18 protein-coding genes and 1 pseudogene are annotated in these 19953 nt (G+C 34.5%); 15 read left to right on the forward strand and 4 right to left on the reverse strand.

What is annotated here, in order from left to right; all coding sequences use genetic code 11:
• Window positions 1–151: 151 nt before the first annotated feature.
• Window positions 152–2779, reverse strand: coding sequence for an alanine--tRNA ligase (gene alaS, locus CICURV3402_RS02645; RefSeq protein WP_158379817.1), 2628 nt, complete (start codon window positions 2777–2779; stop codon window positions 152–154).
• Between the two features lie 275 nt (window positions 2780–3054).
• Between alaS and prfB the strand changes: the two genes are divergently transcribed.
• The 6 genes and pseudogenes from prfB to CICURV3402_RS07540 all read left to right on the forward strand — a co-directional run bounded on the left by prfB (window position 3055) and on the right by CICURV3402_RS07540 (window position 8926).
• A protein-coding gene (gene prfB, locus CICURV3402_RS02650; RefSeq protein ID WP_158379710.1) for a peptide chain release factor 2 occupies window positions 3055–4153 on the forward strand; the annotation gives its coding sequence in 2 pieces (ribosomal slippage) (window positions 3055–3129 and window positions 3131–4153; 1098 coding nt in all).
• A 9-nt stretch (window positions 4154–4162) separates the two neighbouring features.
• Window positions 4163–5677 carry a lysine--tRNA ligase gene (gene lysS / locus CICURV3402_RS02655; protein ID WP_158379711.1) on the forward strand — a complete coding sequence of 505 codons (1515 nt, stop codon included), beginning with the start codon at window positions 4163–4165 and terminating at the stop codon, window positions 5675–5677.
• Between the two features lie 415 nt (window positions 5678–6092).
• Window positions 6093–6481: pseudogene (locus CICURV3402_RS06500) on the forward strand (winged helix-turn-helix domain-containing protein).
• A 1366-nt stretch (window positions 6482–7847) separates the two neighbouring features.
• Complete coding sequence (locus tag CICURV3402_RS07530; protein WP_407079052.1) at window positions 7848–8021, forward strand: hypothetical protein; 174 nt, start codon at window positions 7848–7850, stop codon at window positions 8019–8021.
• A 261-nt stretch (window positions 8022–8282) separates the two neighbouring features.
• On the forward strand, window positions 8283–8519 hold the full coding sequence (locus CICURV3402_RS07535) for a hypothetical protein (protein WP_407079067.1): 237 nt from the start codon (window positions 8283–8285) through the stop codon (window positions 8517–8519).
• Window positions 8520–8758: 239 nt separating this feature from the next.
• Window positions 8759–8926, forward strand: a complete 168-nt coding sequence (locus CICURV3402_RS07540; RefSeq protein WP_407079053.1) for a hypothetical protein — start codon at window positions 8759–8761, stop codon at window positions 8924–8926.
• 27 nt (window positions 8927–8953) lie between these two features.
• On the opposite strand, the gene CICURV3402_RS02665 is transcribed toward CICURV3402_RS07540, so the two are convergent.
• The 3 genes from CICURV3402_RS02665 to CICURV3402_RS02675 all read right to left on the reverse strand — a co-directional run bounded on the left by CICURV3402_RS02665 (window position 8954) and on the right by CICURV3402_RS02675 (window position 11351).
• The gene (locus CICURV3402_RS02665; RefSeq protein WP_158379818.1) at window positions 8954–9637 is read right to left on the reverse strand and encodes an amino acid ABC transporter permease; all 684 of its coding nucleotides are present in this window, start codon (window positions 9635–9637) and stop codon (window positions 8954–8956) included.
• 1 nt (window position 9638) lies between these two features.
• The gene (locus CICURV3402_RS02670; RefSeq protein ID WP_158379712.1) at window positions 9639–10382 is read right to left on the reverse strand and encodes an amino acid ABC transporter permease; all 744 of its coding nucleotides are present in this window, start codon (window positions 10380–10382) and stop codon (window positions 9639–9641) included.
• Between the two features lie 135 nt (window positions 10383–10517).
• On the reverse strand, window positions 10518–11351 hold the full coding sequence (locus tag CICURV3402_RS02675; protein WP_158379713.1) for an ABC transporter substrate-binding protein: 834 nt from the start codon (window positions 11349–11351) through the stop codon (window positions 10518–10520).
• Between the two features lie 341 nt (window positions 11352–11692).
• Here CICURV3402_RS02675 and mioC point away from each other — a divergent pair, with 341 nt between their 5' ends.
• From mioC to atpG, 9 genes are all read left to right on the forward strand, one after another.
• On the forward strand, window positions 11693–12157 hold the full coding sequence (mioC, locus tag CICURV3402_RS02680) for an FMN-binding protein MioC (RefSeq protein ID WP_158379714.1): 465 nt from the start codon (window positions 11693–11695) through the stop codon (window positions 12155–12157).
• A 336-nt stretch (window positions 12158–12493) separates the two neighbouring features.
• Entirely contained in the window at window positions 12494–14383 is a 1890-nt protein-coding gene (gene mnmG / locus CICURV3402_RS02685; protein WP_158379715.1) for a tRNA uridine-5-carboxymethylaminomethyl(34) synthesis enzyme MnmG, read from the forward strand.
• A 15-nt stretch (window positions 14384–14398) separates the two neighbouring features.
• A complete protein-coding gene (rsmG, locus tag CICURV3402_RS02690) occupies window positions 14399–15034 on the forward strand; it encodes a 16S rRNA (guanine(527)-N(7))-methyltransferase RsmG (RefSeq protein WP_158379716.1) in 636 nt (211 codons plus the stop codon).
• Between the two features lie 166 nt (window positions 15035–15200).
• Window positions 15201–16025, forward strand: a complete 825-nt coding sequence (gene atpB / locus CICURV3402_RS02695; protein WP_158379717.1) for a F0F1 ATP synthase subunit A — start codon at window positions 15201–15203, stop codon at window positions 16023–16025.
• Window positions 16026–16110: 85 nt separating this feature from the next.
• Entirely contained in the window at window positions 16111–16350 is a 240-nt protein-coding gene (atpE, locus tag CICURV3402_RS02700; RefSeq protein ID WP_158379819.1) for a F0F1 ATP synthase subunit C, read from the forward strand.
• Window positions 16351–16412: 62 nt separating this feature from the next.
• Window positions 16413–16883 carry a F0F1 ATP synthase subunit B gene (atpF, locus tag CICURV3402_RS02705; protein WP_158379718.1) on the forward strand — a complete coding sequence of 157 codons (471 nt, stop codon included), beginning with the start codon at window positions 16413–16415 and terminating at the stop codon, window positions 16881–16883.
• 14 nt (window positions 16884–16897) lie between these two features.
• Entirely contained in the window at window positions 16898–17428 is a 531-nt protein-coding gene (atpH, locus tag CICURV3402_RS02710) for a F0F1 ATP synthase subunit delta (RefSeq protein ID WP_158379719.1), read from the forward strand.
• A gap of 67 nt (window positions 17429–17495) precedes the next feature.
• Entirely contained in the window at window positions 17496–19037 is a 1542-nt protein-coding gene (gene atpA / locus CICURV3402_RS02715) for a F0F1 ATP synthase subunit alpha (protein WP_158379720.1), read from the forward strand.
• Window positions 19038–19077: 40 nt separating this feature from the next.
• Window positions 19078–19947: a F0F1 ATP synthase subunit gamma gene (gene atpG, locus CICURV3402_RS02720; protein ID WP_158379721.1), complete on the forward strand. Its 870-nt coding sequence runs from the start codon at window positions 19078–19080 to the stop codon at window positions 19945–19947.
• Window positions 19948–19953 lie beyond the last annotated feature (6 nt).

The following is a 19953-nucleotide window of genomic DNA, read 5'->3' on the forward strand; positions in this document are numbered from 1 at the left end:
AATGATCTCTTAGTTTCTCGGCTCAATCTATAGTCTACCGTAAAAAATATCTGATATAGTCACATAAAATATAAGCAACCCATTCATATTTCTAACCTTGAAATAAAAATTCAGTTGCAACTAAGAGCTTTGCTTTTTATATATTAAAAATTTATGAATGTGAGACTATCCATTTTTCTGCTTCTGATAATACAGTCGACAAAGAGTTGATATTTGTTCCGCCAGCTTGGGCCATATCGGCTCGACCACCCCCATTCCCTCCAATTTTGGGTGCAATATAGTGTATTAAATCATCTGCTTTTATTTGTTGAGTTAAATTTTTTGTAACACCGGCAATAAATGAAATTTTATTTTTTGTCACATTTGCTAATAAAATCACCGCAGAGCCTAATTGATTTTTTAAATCATCTATAATTCTTCGCAGAAGAATGGGCTCTACGTCATCTAACTGAGCTATCAAAATTTTTATTTCCTTTATTTGTTTTACATTTTTTAATAGCAATGAGGTTTTCTGCAGTATTTCTTGATCTTTAAAGTGTTGTAATTCTTTTTCCAAGACTTGATTGCGGTCTATGATTATCTGAATCCTTTCAATCAACCCCTTTTCATCGCTCTTTACCAAACGAGCGAGATTTTGTAATACATTCCCTTGTTGAAATAAGCGTGAATTTGCCTCTTCACCTGTTATGGCTTCAATACGTCTGATACCAGCAGCTGTACTTGATTCTGATATGATATGAAATAAACCAATGTCACCAGTACGTAGAGCATGGGTCCCACCACAAAGCTCAATAGAAAAATCACCCATGCTTAATACTCTGACCTGATCCTCATATTTTTCACTAAATAGAGCCATGGCGCCTTTCTTATTAGCGTCCTCAAATGACATAATATGAGTTTCAATAAGATGATTTTGACGAATCTGTTGATTAACTAACGCTTCAACATTTTTAATTTCATCAGGGGTCATGCTTCTAAAATGAGAAAAATCAAAACGACAATATTTTTCATTGACCAGAGACCCTTTTTGAACAACAAGTTTCCCTAAAACTTGCCGTAGTGCTGCATGAAGTAAATGTATCGCAGAATGATTTGATCTAATACGGTCGCGAACTTTATGATTCACAGAAGCCTGAATATGATCATAAATTCGTAAAGAGCCGCTAGAAAGCCTACCTAAGTGGCCGATGGCCCGACCATATTTTTGTGTATCAGACACCATAAAATCTGCCGTTGTACTTTTCAGATAGCCTCTATCCCCGACCTGTCCACCTGATTCTGCGTAAAAAGGTGTCTTTTCTAATATGACTAAAGCCTCTTGACCGGCATGAATTTCATTAATAGCTTCTCCGTGAAAAAAAAGAGCTTTGACAACAGTTGCTTGCTGCAACTGTGCATAACCGCAAAACTCAGTGTGATGAGATACCCGAATCAATTTATTATAATCTGTCGAGAATGTGCTGGCATGACGCGCCCTAGAGCGTTGTTCAGACATTTTTTTATGAAATGTCACTTCATCTATTTTTAAATTTCGTTCACGACAGACATCGGCTGTTAAATCGAGTGGAAATCCGTAAGTATCATATAAAAGAAAAACCGTCTCGCCCTCTAAAGTGTCTCCTTTGAGGTGATCTAGTTTTTTATCTAATAGAGATAAACCCCTCTCTAAAGTATGAGAGAATAAATCTTCTTCTGTTTTCAATACCTCTTCAATAATCACTTGATGATGATTGAGTTGATCGGCAGTTGGTTTCATAACTTCAATCAGAGACGTTAATAACTGATAAAAAAAAGGCTTTTTAACACCTAATTTATTTCCATGTCGAATGGCACGACGAATAATGCGCCTTAAAACATAACCTCTACCTTCGTTTGAAGGCCTGACCCCATCAAAAATCAAAAAAGCACAAGCACGAATATGATCAGCGATGACCCTTAAAGACGGACTTGAGTCGTCCGTAGTACCAGTCACTTTTTTAACCTCTGAAATAAGATCACGAAACAGGTCAATCTCATAGTTAGAAGACACATTCTGTAATACAGCTGAGATCCGTTCTAACCCCATACCCGTATCGACAGAAGGCTTGGGTAAAGATAACATCGTACCATCTGCAAGACGGTTAAACTGCATAAATACAATGTTCCAAATTTCAATATAGCGGTCACCCTCTTCCTCAGAGCTCCCTGGTAGTCCACCCCAAAGATGATCGCCATGATCGTAAAAAATTTCGCTACAAGGGCCACATGGACCTGTTTCACCCATTTGCCAAAAATTATCAGAACAAAATACAGCACCTTTATTATCACCAACCCGAATAATACGTTCACTTGGAATACCAATTTCATCTGCCCATATGTTATAGGCCTCATCGTCTGTTAAATAAACGGTGACATAAAGCCGCTCTTTAGGTAAATGAAACCATTCGGATCCTGTCAAAAGTTCCCAAGCAAAATGAATAGCTTGTTGTTTAAAATAATCACCAAAACTAAAGTTACCCAGCATCTCAAAAAAAGTGTTATGACGAGCAGTATAGCCCACATTCTCGAGATCATTATGTTTTCCACCTGCCCGTAAACAACGCTGTGAGCTGGTTACACGAGAACAATCCGGCTCTTGTATCCCTAAAAAAATATTTTTAAAAGGATTCATTCCTGCGTTGGTAAGCAACAGTGTAGGATCATAATGAGGAATCAAGGAACTACTTGATACCACCTGGTGTCCTTTGCTCTTAAAAAAATCAAGAAATTTTTGACGTATATCAGCAGTACTATTGTGAATCATATTTATATTGTCACTTCTTTGAGGATAGTATGGTTTTTTTAAAAATTTTAGACACAAAGCTTAAGTGTGTACCATGCCATCATAGACTGCAAGGGAGTTTTACTACTCAATATTACTTTATCTTAGATCTAGAAAATGATTTTTTTAATCGTGTGTTCTATTTGATAGTACAGCCCTGTTTCTGATAAGTGAGACTATTCAGCATCATTTCAATCCATTATAATTTTTGATTAAATGCCATATCAATTTGCAAAAAACCTAAGGCACCCAATATGTTTGAAATAAATTTAATAAAAAATCAGATACAAAATTTTTCAGATAGAGCTGAAGCTCTACGGGGGTATCTTTAACTACGATAAAAAAAAAGAAAGATTAGAAGAAATTAATGTAGAATTAGAAGAACCTAATATTTGGAAACAGCTTGAGTGGGCACAAAAATTAGGAAAAGAACGAGCCATTTTACAGCAAATTATTGAAACCTTGAGTCAATTAGAAAAAGAATTAAAGGATGTATCGACTTTACTAGATTTGGCCATTGAAGCTCAGGATCAGGAGATTTTTAACGAGACTGTTTTTGAACTAGAAGCTATAGAGAAAAAATTGAATCGCTTAGAATTTCGTCGAATGTTTTCTGGTAAAAATGATTTTGCTGATTGTTATCTAGATTTACAATCAGGTTCTGGTGGTACAGAAGCACAAGACTGGGCAAACATGTTGCTTCGAATGTATTTACGCTGGGCATACTCCAAAGGTTTTAAAACAGAAATTATTGAAATTTTGAATGGTGAAGTTGCAGGGATAAAATCTGCAACTCTTAAAATCACAGGAGATCATGCTTTTGGCTGGTTACGGACTGAAACTGGCGTTCATCGCTTAGTGAGAAAAAGCCCATTTGATTCAGGCACCAGGCGCCATACTTCTTTTGCGTCCGCTTTTGTTTATCCTGAATTAGAGGAAAACATTGATATAGAAATCAATTCTGCTGATTTACGTATTGATGTTTATCGTGCTTCTGGCGCAGGGGGGCAACATATTAACAAAACTGAATCTGCTGTACGCATTACTCATCTACCCACTAATATAGTCACTCAATGTCAAAGTGATCGCTCTCAACATAAAAATAAAGAGCAGGCCTTCAAACAGTTAAAAGCCAAGCTATACGAATTTGAAATTCAAAAGAAAAATGTAGATAAAAAAATAATGGAAGACAATAAATCAGACATTGGATGGGGGAGCCAAATTCGTTCTTATATATTAGATGATTCTCGTATCAAGGATTTACGCACAGGTTTAGAAACACGCAATACTCAAGCGGTTCTTGATGGTTATCTTGATAAATTTATTGAAGCCAGTTTAAAAGCAGGATTATAAGGATCTAGTATGTCTGAAGAAAAAATATCTATTACAGAGCGAAAAGAACTTAATCATGAGTTAAAAACTCGTCGAGAAAAATTGGCGTTATTACGAAAAAAAAGTATTGCTTTCCCAAATGACTTTCGTCAGAAACATTTCTCTGGTGATTTGCATACTGAATATGATCATAAAGAAAACAAAGAACTTATCACTTTAAATAAGGAAGTAATTCTTGCTGGGCGTATGATGACAAGACGTATCATGGGTAAAGCCTCTTTTTTTACTCTTCAGGATAAAAAAGGCCGAATTCAACTTTACGTTTCTCGCGATGATTTACCAGAAGGTATTTATAACTCAGATTTCAAAAAATGGGATTTAGGCGATATTTTAGGGGCTCGAGGTCGATTGTTTAAAACAAAAACAGGAGAGCTTTCTGTTCATTGCAGTGAATTGCGTTTACTCACGAAAGCATTGCGCCCACTGCCAGATAAATTTCACGGGCTTATAGATCAAGAGACACGATACCGTCAACGTTATTTAGATTTGATCGTCAACGAAAAATCTCGAAAAAACTTTATCTTACGTGCAAAAATAATTTCAATGCTACGCCAGTTTATGATGAACAAAGGGTTTATGGAAGTGGAAACCCCTATGATGCAATCTATCCCAGGAGGAGCTGCAGCTCGCCCATTTTTAACGCACCATAATGCGCTGAATATCGATATGTACTTGAGAATATCGCCTGAATTGTATTTAAAACGTTTGGTGGTCGGGGGATTTGATCGCATATTTGAAATAAATCGTAATTTTCGTAACGAAGGTATTTCATTACACCACAATCCTGAATTTACCATGATGGAACTTTACATGGCGTATGCGGATTATCAGGATTTGATTGAGTTAACAGAGGAACTGTTTCGTGAGTTAACCCTAAATGTATTAGGAACGCATGTAGTAAAATATGGCGAACATATTTTTGATTTTAGTCAACCGTTTCAAAAATGGACAATGAAAGAAGCCATTCAAAAATATCGACCTGAAATTAATATTAAAGATTTAGAAGATAAAAATAAGGCGATACTGATTGCAGAATCTCTAGATGTTCGTGTAGAAAAATTTTGGGGATTAGGGCGAATTCAATGTGAAATTTTTGAAGAAACGGCAGAAAAACATCTTATTCAACCTGCTTTTATTACTGAATATCCAATAGAAGTTTCACCATTAGCGCGTCGAAATGACCATAATTCTTTTATTTCGGATCGATTTGAATTTTTTATTGCAGGTAAAGAAATTGGTAATGGTTTTTCTGAATTGAATGATGCTGAAGATCAAGCTCAACGTTTTAGCGAACAATTAAACTCAAAAGAAAAAGGCGATCATGAAGTGATGTCTTATGATCAAGATTATATAATTGCACTAGAACATGGATTACCTCCGACCGCAGGTTTAGGAATAGGTATTGATCGTATGATTATGCTATTGACTAATAGTATAAATATCCGTGATGTTATTTTATTTCCAATAATGCGCCCATTAAAATAAATTGCGTTTTCTAATTAAAAATAGACTGTTAATATAGAAGCCTACTTTTTTTACTTTACATTAAAATGTTCTATTCATACTTTTGAAGTATGAATTTAAAGTTATATGAACTCTTGATTTGTTGTTTTTAATAATAGTATTAAGCTAATTTAAGAAATAGATATCAAATAACATTTAAATATTATTTGATTATAAAAATCATATATATAAATTATATAAAATAATATATTAATAATTTATTATTTTTAATAAAAACATAAAATGTAGTATTTATTATTTTTTGATAATATATTAATATAATTAAATTTGATTTTTACTAAAATAAATAATAATGTATATAGCAGTTAAATTTTTTTAAATTTACTTTTTTATAAGAACAAATTTAACTTTGTTAATCTCATTAAAAAGGTATAACATCTATACCGATAGCGTGTCTGTAGTAACAGAAAGTAAGTTCATCGATATTGATAGTAAATCTATTCTTGATTAAAAATTAAAAATATTATTATATTATTGTATAAATAAAGTTCATTTTCATAATAAAAAGATAAGTATTAATATAAAGGAAAGACAAAAAATTAATGATGTATCTTTTTAATGAAATTAATAGAAAAAGATATTATTAAAGTAGTATAGTATGAAAATCATAAAGGTATATCAGATAATAATTATCATCAACTGATACATAAATTTAGAGTTTTATTAAAATAATTTAATATTCCTATAGAAATTTTAAAAACTATCAATAGATATAGATTAAGGTTAGATAATAGTTTATTGTCTTCTTCTGTAAAATATTCTTAGTCTTAACCTTTTTAATGATGACAATGAAAAAATCTTTTAAAAAATACAAGAGTTCTATTTATAAAATAGGACTCTTGATTTTAAAGAAAATCATAATTTAAAAATTCTCTTTTTATTCCAAAAACGCGTATGATTAAGCAAGGAAGAGGAGAAATAAAAATCAGAAATAAAGAATCAGAATTATTTTTCACTTTATAAAAATATCATTATCAGATTTTAAAAGAAAAAATAGAAAAACAAATTTGGTCACAAAATTATGTGACAGATAAGATACTCACTCAAACAATCAGTAATTCAAGAAATGAATTAAATTATCAAACACAAAATTATTATTACCATACCAAAAAAAGTTATTTCATAGATATCTAATCTAAATTTATAGATACCGAAAAAATAAAAATAGAAAACATAAGCAGTTACTTTAAAATATCACATTAAAAATATTCCCATTTTTAAAAATGGATCTTCTTCTACAGATGTATTAAGTGGATTTTTTCTTTCTTTTCTATTAATTTTTTGTTTTCACATTAGATAGAATAAAAATAATACACATTAAAGAAAAAATACGGATTACAGTTAATTGAGATTAAGAAAAAAGAATTTTTAGAGAAATATAAAAACACAGCGTTTATTTTTTGAAAAAATAGACGGTATAACTTACATAGCATGTAAAACTTATAAAGAAGGCTTAACATATATAAAAATAATTTATTACTACATTTTAATCATATTGTTTAGGATCCTAACAAGAGGCGTCTGCAGTTTTATCTATGCTTACTACCGTCCAATGCATGAAATCAGTAGTTATTGGAAAACTAATTATTTTTAGTACACCTATATGCTTTTATCATATTAATAGACATGTTTATGTTAATATCCGCACAATAACATTGTCTAGTAATCTGTATAATGAGAAATAAAACTTTAAAATTAACCAAAAGTCCGTTTATACTATTATTGATATCAGAGATAGGGTTTTTAATGAGCAAAACGCATGCTTTATAACGAATAAAGTGCAAAATGACGAAACTCTTAATAGTTTATTTAAAACCCTTTTTCTATTAGTCCCCCACATTTTATTTTTTAAATGAAATACAGTGCTAGGCGATGAGTCACAAGAACTGATAATATTAAGTGCACTTTTATGGCAACGTAGCCGCTATCTTTCTTTCGCAAAGTTAAACAGCCACGCTCCTGTTAATTAAATCTTGACTGATAAAAGCATTTGATGTCTCTTTTTAAATGATGCTTCCCCCATAGAAAAAACGATCAATTCCTTTTTATATTAAAAAAATTTAAGACCCCTCTGTAGATTTATCATTCTGATACTCTCATAGAAAAATAAAAATTATCGCTTTTTGATGCAATGCGTTTTGCTCAAAAGACGTATTTAAATATTCATATTTTGAACTTAATGCCTGAACAGCATGTTAAAATCGATGCGGTTTTATTGAGAGAAATAGAAAAAGCCTTAAAAGCAAATTTTATTTTTGGAGAAGCCTCTTCCGATATTATTTTCACAACCAATCATCTTATATAAGATGGCCTTAAAAAAAGTGATTCAACTAAATATTCCCCTTAACTCAGACCCCATTCATATCCTGTGGCAAATAGGTCAAGCAATATCATGACATCTAGTATGAATAAAAATTAATCATGGCTTTGGTCATGGATACCATAAAAACTAATACAGGAGGAGAAAACAGCAAGCAGGGTATTAGCTTGAAGATTTACTTAAAGCTTTAGAAAAATCGTGCAATATCAATTCAAACTCATCAGATTCCATATGCATATTGGTTCTATGGTTAATTATCAACACCTAAAGAAAGGATGTGATACTATGGTTGAGAAAGTCATAAAATTGAACCAAAATATTAGTGCTATTTCAGCGGGAAGGGGGTTTATCTGTTGCTTATCAAAAGGAGAAAATGAGGTTGACACAGAGCACTATTACAATTTATGGCACCTGGCCCGAAAAAAATTTCCAAACACTTTGGTCATCCTACCAATCTTGAAATTGAACAGAGACGCTTTTTAGTTGCAGAATCATGAGTGCTCATTGCACAAATTCGGGCCATTAAAAATATGGGCAATCAACACTGTATCGTAGTAGATGCCGGCTTTAATGATTTCATGGAGCTGTAATCTAATGTATGGCAGCTATCATCGGATTTCATTGATACCTGCAGATGGGTGCAGATTTTAAAATAAAAAATATTAAAATCGTGGTTGCGGAGCCATTATGTAAATCCGGAGATATATTTACTCAAAATCAAAATGCTTACTTGGAAACTCGTTACCTTCCCCTCCGATCTGGAAGATTACTTAATCTTTCATAATACAGGGGGTTATGGCACTTCAATGTCATTGAATTACAACAGCCGTCCTTTAATACCAGAGGTTTTATTAAAAAATAGAGAAACACAATTGATTAGACGTCGATAAACCATAGAATAGCTTATTTTAGTAGAATTATTTTAATACGTCTCTTTTTTTAAGAAAAAAATTAACAGAAAAATCTAATATGCAACATAAAATAAAATAAATAAGCCCCACAAATAAAAAGATTTCCATGGAATAGACCATGGTTCTGTTATTGACCTGTGTCGCTAAAAACGTTAATTCATTAACCCCGACAATATAAGATAATGATGTGTCTTTTATGAGTGATATCCATTGATTGACAAACGAAGGATACATCACGCGCAACACCTGAGGTAATATAATGAATCTTAATATTTGCCAACTATTTAAACCTAATGATAAACCTGCAGACCACTGTCCCTGACCGACAGCAACGATTCCTGACTTAACTGCATGCGCTAAGTATGCCGACGTAATCAAAGAAAGCCCACAAACAACAGTCGTGATTTTGGGAATCTCCCATCCAAAAGCAATAGGCAATAAAAAGTAAATCCAAAAAATTAACATAATAACAGGGATAGCACGAAAAAATCCTAATACAGCAGACAAAATCCCATAGCATATACCTCTGCTTAGAACTAAGCAGATACCCCATACCACACCAAAAACAGAAGAAGCTATGCCCGCCAGGATGCTGATCCATAGGGTTAGGGCTGCTCCTCCTAATGGCCCATCGGGATAACCTCCATAAAGCAGGTAACGCCAATTTTCTGCAATAACCGAAAAATCCATTTCAATGCCACTTTCGAGGAACACGTTGATGATACCAGGTATTCCAGGCTTCAATTAAAGAAATAAGTAAAATATATAAAAATGTAGCCACACCAAATGCCTGGAAGGTACGCAAAGTTTCTGTTTCAACCTGGCGTGAAGCATAAGAAAGCTCAGCGACGCCAATAGCCATTGTCAAGGAAGAATTTTTAATAATATACATGTATTGACCCAGCAAGGGCGGTAAAGCAATCCTCAATGCCTGAGGCAAAATAACATACTGCATGGATTGCCAATGGGTTAAACCCAGCGCTTGAGCTGCGTTTTTTTGACCTAATCCTACCACAGCAATACCGGCACGAAACTCTTCTGCGATAAATGCAGATGAATAAAGCGTTAAGCCTATGAGACCGGATAAAAACTCAAAAGATGGCCAATGAAAAGTAAAGTAAAAAATCACTAATTCATGAGGGCTATTTAACCATTGCATCCAAGATGAAGGTAAAATTTGACCCGAGCCAAAATACCAAAAAAAAAGCTGAATTAATAATGGAGTATTGCGAAATAACATGCAGTAAAAGGTGACCATAACCCTTTGAGCTTTGAAATCACTGTCTCTGGAGGCCGCTAAAAAAATTCCTAATAAAGTGGAAAAAATAATACTACAAACAGAGATACACAGTGTAATAAGAAAACCATTCCACAACCAAATAATATATGTCGTGTCTAAAAATTCATCAATCAAATAACTGAATGAAAAATTCATATCATGGTATCCAAAAATATTTTTAATAACCTAATTAGTAATATCAAAATTTACTTAATATTTTAATAAAAAACAAATCCTACACCAAAACAATATAGGACATATTAAATTTTTAAATCAACAAGAATCCGCTTTTTAGCGGTTACTCTCTACTAAAGAGGTAAATTTAAAATCACCACGAGGTTCTGCTATTTTAGTATCATGACCAAACCAACGATTATAAATTTTTACTGCTTCGCCCTCTGTTTCCATCTTTACTAAAATAGTATTAATCGCATTAATTAAATTTTTTTCTCCTTTAGCAATTGCAATCCCTTGATATTCTTTAGTAATACTAAATGGCGAAATTTTAAAATTCGCTTTCATCTCTTCTTTTAAATTTCCCATTAAACCCACTAATTTAGCGTCATCTTGAGTAATCGCTTGAACATTGCCATTAATTAAAGCCATGAATGCTTGCGGGGTATCATCATAAGAAATAACAATGGCTGATGGATAATTTTCGCGCAATGTGATTTCCTGTACGGTGCCTTTATCTGCACCAATCCGCAGTGATTTGAGGTCGTCAGGTTTTTTTAATACCCCTTTTTTTGCAATAAATTTCTGACCTGTTGAAAAATAGGGCAGGCTAAAATCCACTTCTTTTGCCCTTTCAGGTGTAATAGTAAAATTAGCCGCGATTAAATCCACCTTTTTAGATTTCAATAATGGAATACGATTAGCAGGATTTGTTTCAACAAATTCGATATTGACCCCAAAAGCTTTACCAATAGCATGAGCAATATCGACATCATATCCTGTCAGTTTTTTTATTGTTGGATCGTAATAACCAAAAGGAGGATTATTATCAAAAACAGCAACACGGATTTTCCCCGCTTTTTTTATATCATTTAGTTTATCTGCTTTTACCATTACAGAAAAAGGAATAAGAAGGGTCAATAACGTTAACATTAATGCACCGTAATTCATAAAAAAACTCCTAATAATTAAATTTTTAAAAACTTCCATCAGTTGATTAAAAATTAATTTTACATCGATATGGTCCTAACAAAACAGATAATCTCTACAAAATTATAAGGATAAACAATTTAAAGAAATATATTTATAATTATTTTAAAAGAAATTTCTTTTATTTTTATTTAAAAATAAAAGAAGGGTTTTTTAAAAAAATTTTACACGACAATATGTCATATTTTTTTCATACAAACCAAACAAAAAACAATTATTCATATTTTATCCACAGCTAGATCAGAATAAAATCGCAGAGTAGACTATTAATCTTTTCTTTTTAATTTAATTGGTTTCTTTCTATGACTTCTATTACTTTTATCACAGGCAGTACATTAGGTAATTCTGAATATGTTGCAGAACATTTGTCGGAAAAATTAACAGAAATGGGCTTTGTCACAAAAATTTTTCATGGGCCTCAATTAAGCGAGCTTAATCTCAGTGGTTTATGGTGCGTGATCACTTCCACTCATGGAGCAGGAGAGCTCCCAGATAATATTAAACCCCTGTTTAAACAAATTATTGAGGAGCAACCAGACTTATCAAAAATCCGTTTAGGATCTATAGGTCTTGGTAGCTCAGATTACGATACTTTTTGTCATGGGATAAAAAAATTAGATCAAGAGTTAACTTTAAAAGGCGCCCAAAGAATTGGAGAAATATTAAAAATAGATGTACTTAAACACGAAAATCCAGAGGATCCTGCAGAAGAATGGATAAAAAATTGGATTAATTTAAATAAAAATTTTTTCATAAGCTGTGGGTAACCATGTTGAAAAGCTGTGAATAAACTGTGTATATCTATGGGATAACTATTGTCAAAAAATACTCTGTAGATAAAAGCCATTTTTATCCACACTTTATACACAAGATAATCACAGTTAATCCACAGGAATTGATCTTCTGAAAAGCCAGGATCTATATGGTAAAAAACTACTTATCCACAGAAAAGAGTGATCCTAATAATAAAAATAATAAAAGATCTTTAAATAAAAAGATCTTATTAAAATAACAATCGAATCGCCTAATTGCACTCTTGATTAAAATTTAAGTAACATAGATCTATAAAGATGGAAAAATTTTTTCGCCCAAGGTAAAGTGACATGTTTTATCCAGATCAATTTGACGTTATTGTGATAGGTGGAGGCCATTCAGGAACTGAGGCCGCTATGGCCTCAGCTCGTATGGGTTGCAAAACTTTATTGCTAACACATAATATCGATACCTTAGGTCAATTATCTTGTAATCCAGCGATTGGAGGAATAGGAAAAGGACAACTTGTCAAAGAAATCGATGCACTTGGTGGACTGATGGGAATAGCTGCCGATAAAGCTAGTATTCAATCTAGGATACTCAACGCCAGTAAAGGCCCTGCCGTAAAATCGACCCGAGTTCAACTCGATCGCACTGTTTATCGTACAGTTATTCGATCCACATTAGAAAAGCAGACCAATTTATCGATTTTTCAACAACCTGTTGATGGCTTGATCTTCAAAAACGATTTGGCTGTCGGTGCCGTAACTAAAATGGGGTTAAAATTTCATGCTAAATCAATCATATTAACAACAGGGACTTTTTTAGACGGAAAAATACACCTAGGTTTAGAAAATTACAGCGCTGGCCGTGCTGGAGATGCCGCTTGCATCTCATTAGCCTCACAATTAAGAAAACTTCCTCTACGAATAGGTCGCTTAAAAACTGGCACCCCTCCGAGGATAGACGCCAGAAGTATTAACTTTAAAAACTTAAAAATTCAGCTAGGCGATACTCCATTACCCTTATTTTCTTTTCTTGGAAGACAACATCCCCCTCTCACACAGAAACCTTGTCATATTACCTATACCAATGAAAAAACGCATGAAATTATTCAAAAAAATTTAGAAAAAAGTCCTATGTATACGGGAATCATCGACGGCATAGGCCCAAGATATTGCCCCTCTATTGAAGATAAAATCATACGTTTTTCTGATCGGAGCGCTCATCAAATTTTTTTAGAGCCAGAAGGGCTGAGTAGTAACGAAATCTACCCTAACGGTATTTCAACCAGTCTCCCTTTCGATGTACAACTGAAAATAGTTCGTTCAATTCAAGGAATGAAAAATGCTTTTATAGTTCGCCCTGGTTATGCAATTGAATATGATTACTTTGATCCACGTGATTTAAAACCCACTTTAGAAAGTAAACATATTCATGGCCTGTTTTTTGCGGGCCAAATTAATGGAACAACAGGCTATGAAGAGGCGGCAGCTCAAGGATTATTAGCAGGATTAAATGCAGCGTGCCTTGCTCGAGGGGAAGAGGGATGGTTTCCACTCCGTAATCAAGCTTATATCGGTGTGTTAGTTGATGATTTAACAACTCTAGGAACTCAAGAACCTTATCGTATGTTTACCTCACGTGCTGAGTATCGATTATTTCTTCGAGAGGATAATGCAGATTTACGTCTGACAGAAATAGGTTATAAATTAGGACTCGTCGATGAAAACAGATGGTGTCGTTTCAATAAAAAAGTAGAATTGATAGAGCAGGAAAAACAAAGGCTGCGCGGCATATGGATAAAACCAAATTCAGATAATCAGATAGACCAAATTATTAAATCGCCATTATCTCGTGAAACAAATGGTGAAGATCTTTTGCGCAGGCCAGAGGTCAATTACTCTGTACTGACTTCTTTAAAACCGTTTCTCCCTTCACTAGAAAACAACGAAGCAGGTATGCAAGTTGAAATTCAAATAAAATACGAAGGCTATATTGCTCGTCAAAAAAAAGAAATTGCAAAGCAATTGCGCAACGAAAATACTTTGTTACCTTTAAGTTTTGATTATTCGCTCATTTCTGGCTTATCAAATGAAGTGGTCTCTAAACTAAACGATCACCAACCAATCTCATTAGGACAAGCATCACGTATTTCTGGCATCACGCCTGCCGCGATATCTATTCTTCTAGTTTGGTTAAAAAAACAAGGCTTATTACAGCGTAACGCTTTATTTTAAATAAAAGGGGTTATTGTGTTGAACGAATTAGATGTTTTGCTTTCAATCGCAAAAATACACTTATCCGAAGAAAAAAAACAAAAAATAATAAGTTATATCGAACTTTTGTGTCAGTGGAATAAAACTTATAATTTCACTTCCATTCATGATCCAAAAGAGATGTTGATAAAGCATGTTTTAGACAGCATTATTGTTGCCCCGTATTTAACAGGTCGAAAATTTATTGATGTGGGTACAGGGCCAGGTCTACCTGGCCTCCTGCTTGCGATTGTTCTCCCTGATTCTCACTTCACCCTACTAGATAGTCTTCGAAAGCGTATTTGCTTTTTGCGCCAAGTCCAGCAATCTCTTAGATTAACTAATATTCAACCCATACAAAGCAGGGCAGAATCTTTTTTTCCACACAAACGTTTTGATGGCGTCATCAGCAGAGCGTTTGCCTCACTAAAAAATATGCTATCTTGTTGTGAGCATTTGCTTGATAAAACAACAGGGTGTTTTTATGCTTTGAAAGGAGTAAAGCCTGACCATGAATTAGCTGATTTGCCCTCTCACATTGCTTTGAAATCTATTTTTAAGCTAAAAATCCCCAAATTAGAGGCAGAACGTCATTTAATTGTTTTAAAAGTAAATGCATTGTTGGTTACATAAAATGGTTTCTCCTTCTGAGAACAGAAAAATTGTGTCAGTATTGCTCTCAAATAAGAGAATGAAAGAAAATTTCTTGTTTATGCAATTGAAGACTTTTGTTATCCTCAGTTTCGTTTTGTTTTCTATCAATTTTGTATTGCATTAATTTAAAAGGGTAAAAGACATCATGTCTGGATCAGGAGCAAGTCGTAGTTCAAAGGATTATATAGGCCACCATCTGGATCACTTGCAGTTAAATTTACTTAATTTTAAATGGGTTGATCCAAACTCAATGGATCCCACTCCATTTTGGACAATCAACTTTGACTCTTTGTTTTTCTCTTTCACTTTAGGTCTTCTTTTTTTACTATTATTTCGTAAGGTTGCCGTTAGTATAACTAGTGGGACACCCGGAAAATTACAAATTATGGTGGAATTAGTGATCGGTTTTATCGACAAAAACGTTCAGGACATGTACCAAGGAAAAAGTAAAGTCATAGCGCCTTTAGCGTTAACCGTCTTTGTCTGGATATTATTAATGAACTTTATGGATTTACTCCCTGTTGATTTACTCCCTTACTTAAGCGAACAGTTGCTAGGATTACCCTCATTAAGAGCAGTTCCGACTGCTGATGTAAGCACAACGCTGTCAATAGCTTTGGGTGTATTCATTCTTATATTGTTTTATAGCATAAAAATAAAAGGGGTCTCCGGTTTCATAAAAGAACTGACCTTAAGACCCTTTAATCACCCGGTATTTATTCCTATCAACGTTCTTTTAGAAATGGTCACCTTGATTTCAAAACCCATTTCATTGAGCTTAAGGCTCTTCGGTAACATATATGCAGGAGAACTCATTTTTATCTTGATCGCGGGTTTAATGCCCTGGTGGTTTCAGTGGATATTGAGTGTCCCTTGGGCGATCTTCCATATTCTGATAATTACATTACAAGCTTTTATATTTATGGTTTTGACAATTGTTTATCTCTCGATGGCTTCTTCAAAGCATTAATTTAATATCTTTGTAACAACATCAGAATTCAAAAAATATATTTTTTACTATCGCTTTATCAACAAAAACAAAATTGGAGACTATGATGGAAAACATAAATATGGACCTATTATACTTAGCTGCGGCCATTATGATGGGGCTGGCAGCTATCGGCGCTGCAATTGGTATCGGCATATTAGGAGGGAAATTTTTAGAAGGGGCAGCACGCCAACCTGAGCTCATTCCTGTATTACGTACTCAATTTTTCATCGTGATGGGCTTAGTAGATGCGATTCCTATGATTGCTGTTGGTTTAGGTCTTTATATTATGTTTGCTGCGGCATAAAATGATTATATTTTCACTTTTTAATTACATGAAATCATCCACTTTTAAAGAGGTATTCTGTTGTGAATCTTAACGCAACAATCCTCGGACAGGCTATTGCGTTTGTCCTTTTTGTTCTTTTTTGTATGAAATATGTATGGCCTCCCATTATTAATGCCATTGAAAAACGTCAGAAAGAAATAGCTGATGGTCTTGCGTTTGCAGAAAATGCCAAAAAAGATTTGGAGTTGGCGCATGTTAATTCAACCGAACAAATCAATAAGGCTAAACTGCAGGCCCAAGTCATTATTGAACAAGCAAATAAACGCAAGTCTCACATTCTTGAAGAAGCGAAAGCCGAGGCGGAACAACAGCGTTCTCAAATTTTGGCACAAACAGAGATAGAAATTGAGGCAAAACATCAGCGATCTTATGAAGAATTGCGTAAAAAAATTGCTGTGTTAGCAGTCATGGGAGCTCAAAAAATTATCGAACAGTCTATAGATGAAAAAGTGAATAGTGACATCATCAATAAATTAGTCGCTGAACTATAAGGAGAAAGCGACTTATGTCTATGGCTACCATCGCTCGTCCCTACGCTAAAGCTATTTTTGACTTTGCTGTTGAACATCATTCAATTGAATATTGGCAGAATATGTTGACTTTTTCTGCACAAGTCTCGGCTCATAAGCAAGTTACTCAATGGCTTTCTGGCGTAATGCATTCCGAAAAGACAGCACAGATATTTATTAGTCTTTGTTCTGATCACATCAATGAATTTTCTAAAAATTTCATTAAAATTATGGCTCAAAATAGTCGTTTATCGCTTCTGCCTGAAGTACTGAGGCAATTTATGGCATTGCAGGCAATGCTCAATTATGTGATTGAGATTGAAGTGTTTTCTGCCATCCCATTGAATGAAGATCAGAAAAAAAAAATTATTTTTGCCATGGAAAAACGTTTACAGCTTAAGGTGACATTAAATTGCAAAATAGATAAATCTATTTTGGCGGGCGTGATTATCCGTCATGGAGACAGGGTCATAGATGGCAGTGTCAGCAATCGTCTTAAAAGATTTAAAAATTTTTTATTGTCTTGAATACAATAAATATTTTAATGTCATTTAGAGCATATTTTAAAACAGATTCTTAAGGAAACTGGAGCACATGCAACTGAATTCCACCGAAATAAGCAAACTGATAAAAGAACGTATTACCCAGTTTAACATCGTGAGTGAGGCTCACAGTGAAGGCACTGTTATTTCAGTCAGTGATGGCGTGATTCGTATTCATGGTTTAACTGACGTGATGCAGGGAGAAATGATCGTCTTACCTGGTGATCGCTATGCAATAGCGCTTAACCTTGAGAGAGATTCTGTCGGAGCTGTTGTGATGGGATCTTATACCGATTTAATAGAAGGTATGAAAGTACAATGTACAGGTCGTATATTAAGTGTACCGGTGGGTCATGGTTTATTAGGCCGAATTGTCAATACATTAGGAAACCCGATTGATGGCAAAGGAACCCTAAACAATCAGAGTTTTTCTCCCGTTGAAACCATTGCGCCTAGTGTCATTGAAAGAGAATCTGTCGATCAACCTCTTCAAACGGGTTATAAATCCGTTGATTCAATGATCCCTATCGGGCGTGGTCAACGCGAACTAATTATCGGCGATAGACAAACAGGAAAAACCGCTTTAGCGATTGATACCATCATTAACCAACGCGATTCAGAAATAAAATGTGTTTACGTCGCGATAGGCCAAAAAGCCTCTACTATTGTAAATGTGGTTCGTAAACTTGAAGAGCATGGCGCCTTATCAAACACAATTGTGGTTGTCGCTACTGCTTCTGAATCCGCCGCTTTGCAATATTTAGCGCCTTATTCTGGCTGTGCCATAGGAGAATATTTCAGAGATAGAGGCGAAGATGCCTTAATTGTTTATGATGATCTTTCTAAACAAGCCGTGGCTTATCGACAAATATCTTTACTATTACGTCGTCCACCAGGTCGAGAAGCGTATCCTGGCGATGTGTTCTATTTACATTCTCGTTTACTTGAAAGGGCAGCACGGGTTAATGTCGAGTACGTTGAAACTTTTACGCAAAATAAAGTAAAAGGCAAAACTGGCTCTTTAACTGCTTTACCTATTATAGAAACGCAAGCGGGGGATGTTTCTGCCTTTGTTCCTACTAACGTTATTTCGATTACAGATGGCCAAATTTTTCTTGAATCTGGCTTATTTAATGCAGGTATTCGTCCTGCAGTCAACCCTGGTATTTCTGTTTCTCGTGTCGGCGGGGCGGCTCAAACCAAAGTTATGAAAAAGCTCTCAGGGGGTATTCGCACTGCTTTGGCTCAATATCGTGAGTTAGCGGCTTTTTCTCAATTTTCATCTGATTTAGATGATTCAACCCGTAAACAACTCAATCATGGTCAAAAAGTCACCGAATTACTCAAACAAAAACAATATGCACCTCTATCTGTTGGGCAACAATCGTTACTCCTATTTGCTGCAGAAAAAGGATATCTAGAAGACGTTAATCTCACATCGTTAGCAGGTTTTGAAACAGCATTATTGTCTTTTGCAGAGCGCGAAAATGCTGATATTTTAAACCAACTCAATCAAAACGGCGATTACAATAATGAGATTGAAAAGAAGATAATAGATCTTATTGACTACTTTAAATCGAGCCAGGCTTGGTAGAATGAGCTTTAAAAACAAGCTGTGATTGAGGCAAATAAAAATGATTAGTGCAAAAGAGATACGCTCTAAAATAGAAAGTGTTAAAAGCACGCAGAAAATTACCAAAGCAATGGAAATGGTCGCTGCCTCTAAAATGCGTAAATCGCAGGAAAGTATGTCTGCGACTCGTCCGTATGCAGAAATGATACGGAAGGTAATAGGCCATCTTGCTCTCGGTAACTTGGAATATAAACATCCTTACTTGCAAGAACGCAAAGTGAAACGAGTCGGTTATCTGATCGTTTCTACAGACAGAGGGCTTTGTGGGGGTCTGAACGTGAATCTTTTTAAAAAGATATTGACTGATATGCATGATCAGTTTGAAAAAAATGTGGCATTTGAATTATCTTTGATCGGATCAAAAGGCGTCTCTTTTTTCAACTCGATAGGGGCTAAAATAGTGGCTCAAGTGACCAACATCGCTGATAAGCCTTCATTACCAGATATCATTGGCCCTGTACAAGCGATGTTAAAGGCCTACGACAAAGGTCGTTTAGATAAATTATACATCGCGAACAATAAATTTATTAATACCATGTCTCAACAACCCCAAATCATGCAACTTTTGCCGCTTCTTCCTATGGATGAAGGCCACATAGGTGTCACAAAAAAATCTTGGGATTACCTGTATGAGCCTGAGCCTAAAGTCTTACTCGATACACTTTTACAGCGATACATAGAATCTCAGGTGTATCAGGGTGTGATTGAAAATATTGCCAGTGAACAAGCTGCAAGAATGGTCTCCATGAAAGCGGCTACTGATAATGGGGGCAACCTCATCGATGAATGGCAGTTGATTTACAACAAGGCTCGTCAAGCGAGCATTACTCAAGAATTGACAGAGATTATAGGGGGCGCTTCAGCGCTTTAGAATAGA

Source organism: Candidatus Williamhamiltonella defendens (assembly GCF_900699045.1).
GTDB lineage: Bacteria > Pseudomonadota > Gammaproteobacteria > Enterobacterales > Enterobacteriaceae > Hamiltonella > Hamiltonella defensa_A.

Excerpts from the sequence above, each read along its gene's own strand:
- atpH (WP_158379719.1), top strand. The coding sequence starts at position 16,898 with ATGTCTATGGCTACCATCGCTCGTCCCTACGCTAAAGCTATTTTTGAC.
- atpG (WP_158379721.1), top strand. The coding sequence starts at position 19,078 with ATGATTAGTGCAAAAGAGATACGCTCTAAAATAGAAAGTGTTAAAAGC.
- atpA (WP_158379720.1), top strand. The coding sequence starts at position 17,496 with ATGCAACTGAATTCCACCGAAATAAGCAAACTGATAAAAGAACGTATT.
- CICURV3402_RS02665 (WP_158379818.1), bottom strand. The coding sequence starts at position 9,637 with ATGGATTTTTCGGTTATTGCAGAAAATTGGCGTTACCTGCTTTATGGA.
- CICURV3402_RS02670 (WP_158379712.1), bottom strand. The coding sequence starts at position 10,382 with ATGAATTTTTCATTCAGTTATTTGATTGATGAATTTTTAGACACGACA.
- mioC (WP_158379714.1), top strand. The coding sequence starts at position 11,693 with ATGACTTCTATTACTTTTATCACAGGCAGTACATTAGGTAATTCTGAA.
- lysS (WP_158379711.1), top strand. The coding sequence starts at position 4,163 with ATGTCTGAAGAAAAAATATCTATTACAGAGCGAAAAGAACTTAATCAT.
- mnmG (WP_158379715.1), top strand. The coding sequence starts at position 12,494 with ATGTTTTATCCAGATCAATTTGACGTTATTGTGATAGGTGGAGGCCAT.
- CICURV3402_RS07540 (WP_407079053.1), top strand. The coding sequence starts at position 8,759 with ATGCTTACTTGGAAACTCGTTACCTTCCCCTCCGATCTGGAAGATTAC.
- atpE (WP_158379819.1), top strand. The coding sequence starts at position 16,111 with ATGGAAAACATAAATATGGACCTATTATACTTAGCTGCGGCCATTATG.
- CICURV3402_RS07530 (WP_407079052.1), top strand. The coding sequence starts at position 7,848 with ATGCGTTTTGCTCAAAAGACGTATTTAAATATTCATATTTTGAACTTA.
- CICURV3402_RS07535 (WP_407079067.1), top strand. The coding sequence starts at position 8,283 with ATGGTTAATTATCAACACCTAAAGAAAGGATGTGATACTATGGTTGAG.
- CICURV3402_RS02675 (WP_158379713.1), bottom strand. The coding sequence starts at position 11,351 with ATGAATTACGGTGCATTAATGTTAACGTTATTGACCCTTCTTATTCCT.
- atpB (WP_158379717.1), top strand. The coding sequence starts at position 15,201 with ATGTCTGGATCAGGAGCAAGTCGTAGTTCAAAGGATTATATAGGCCAC.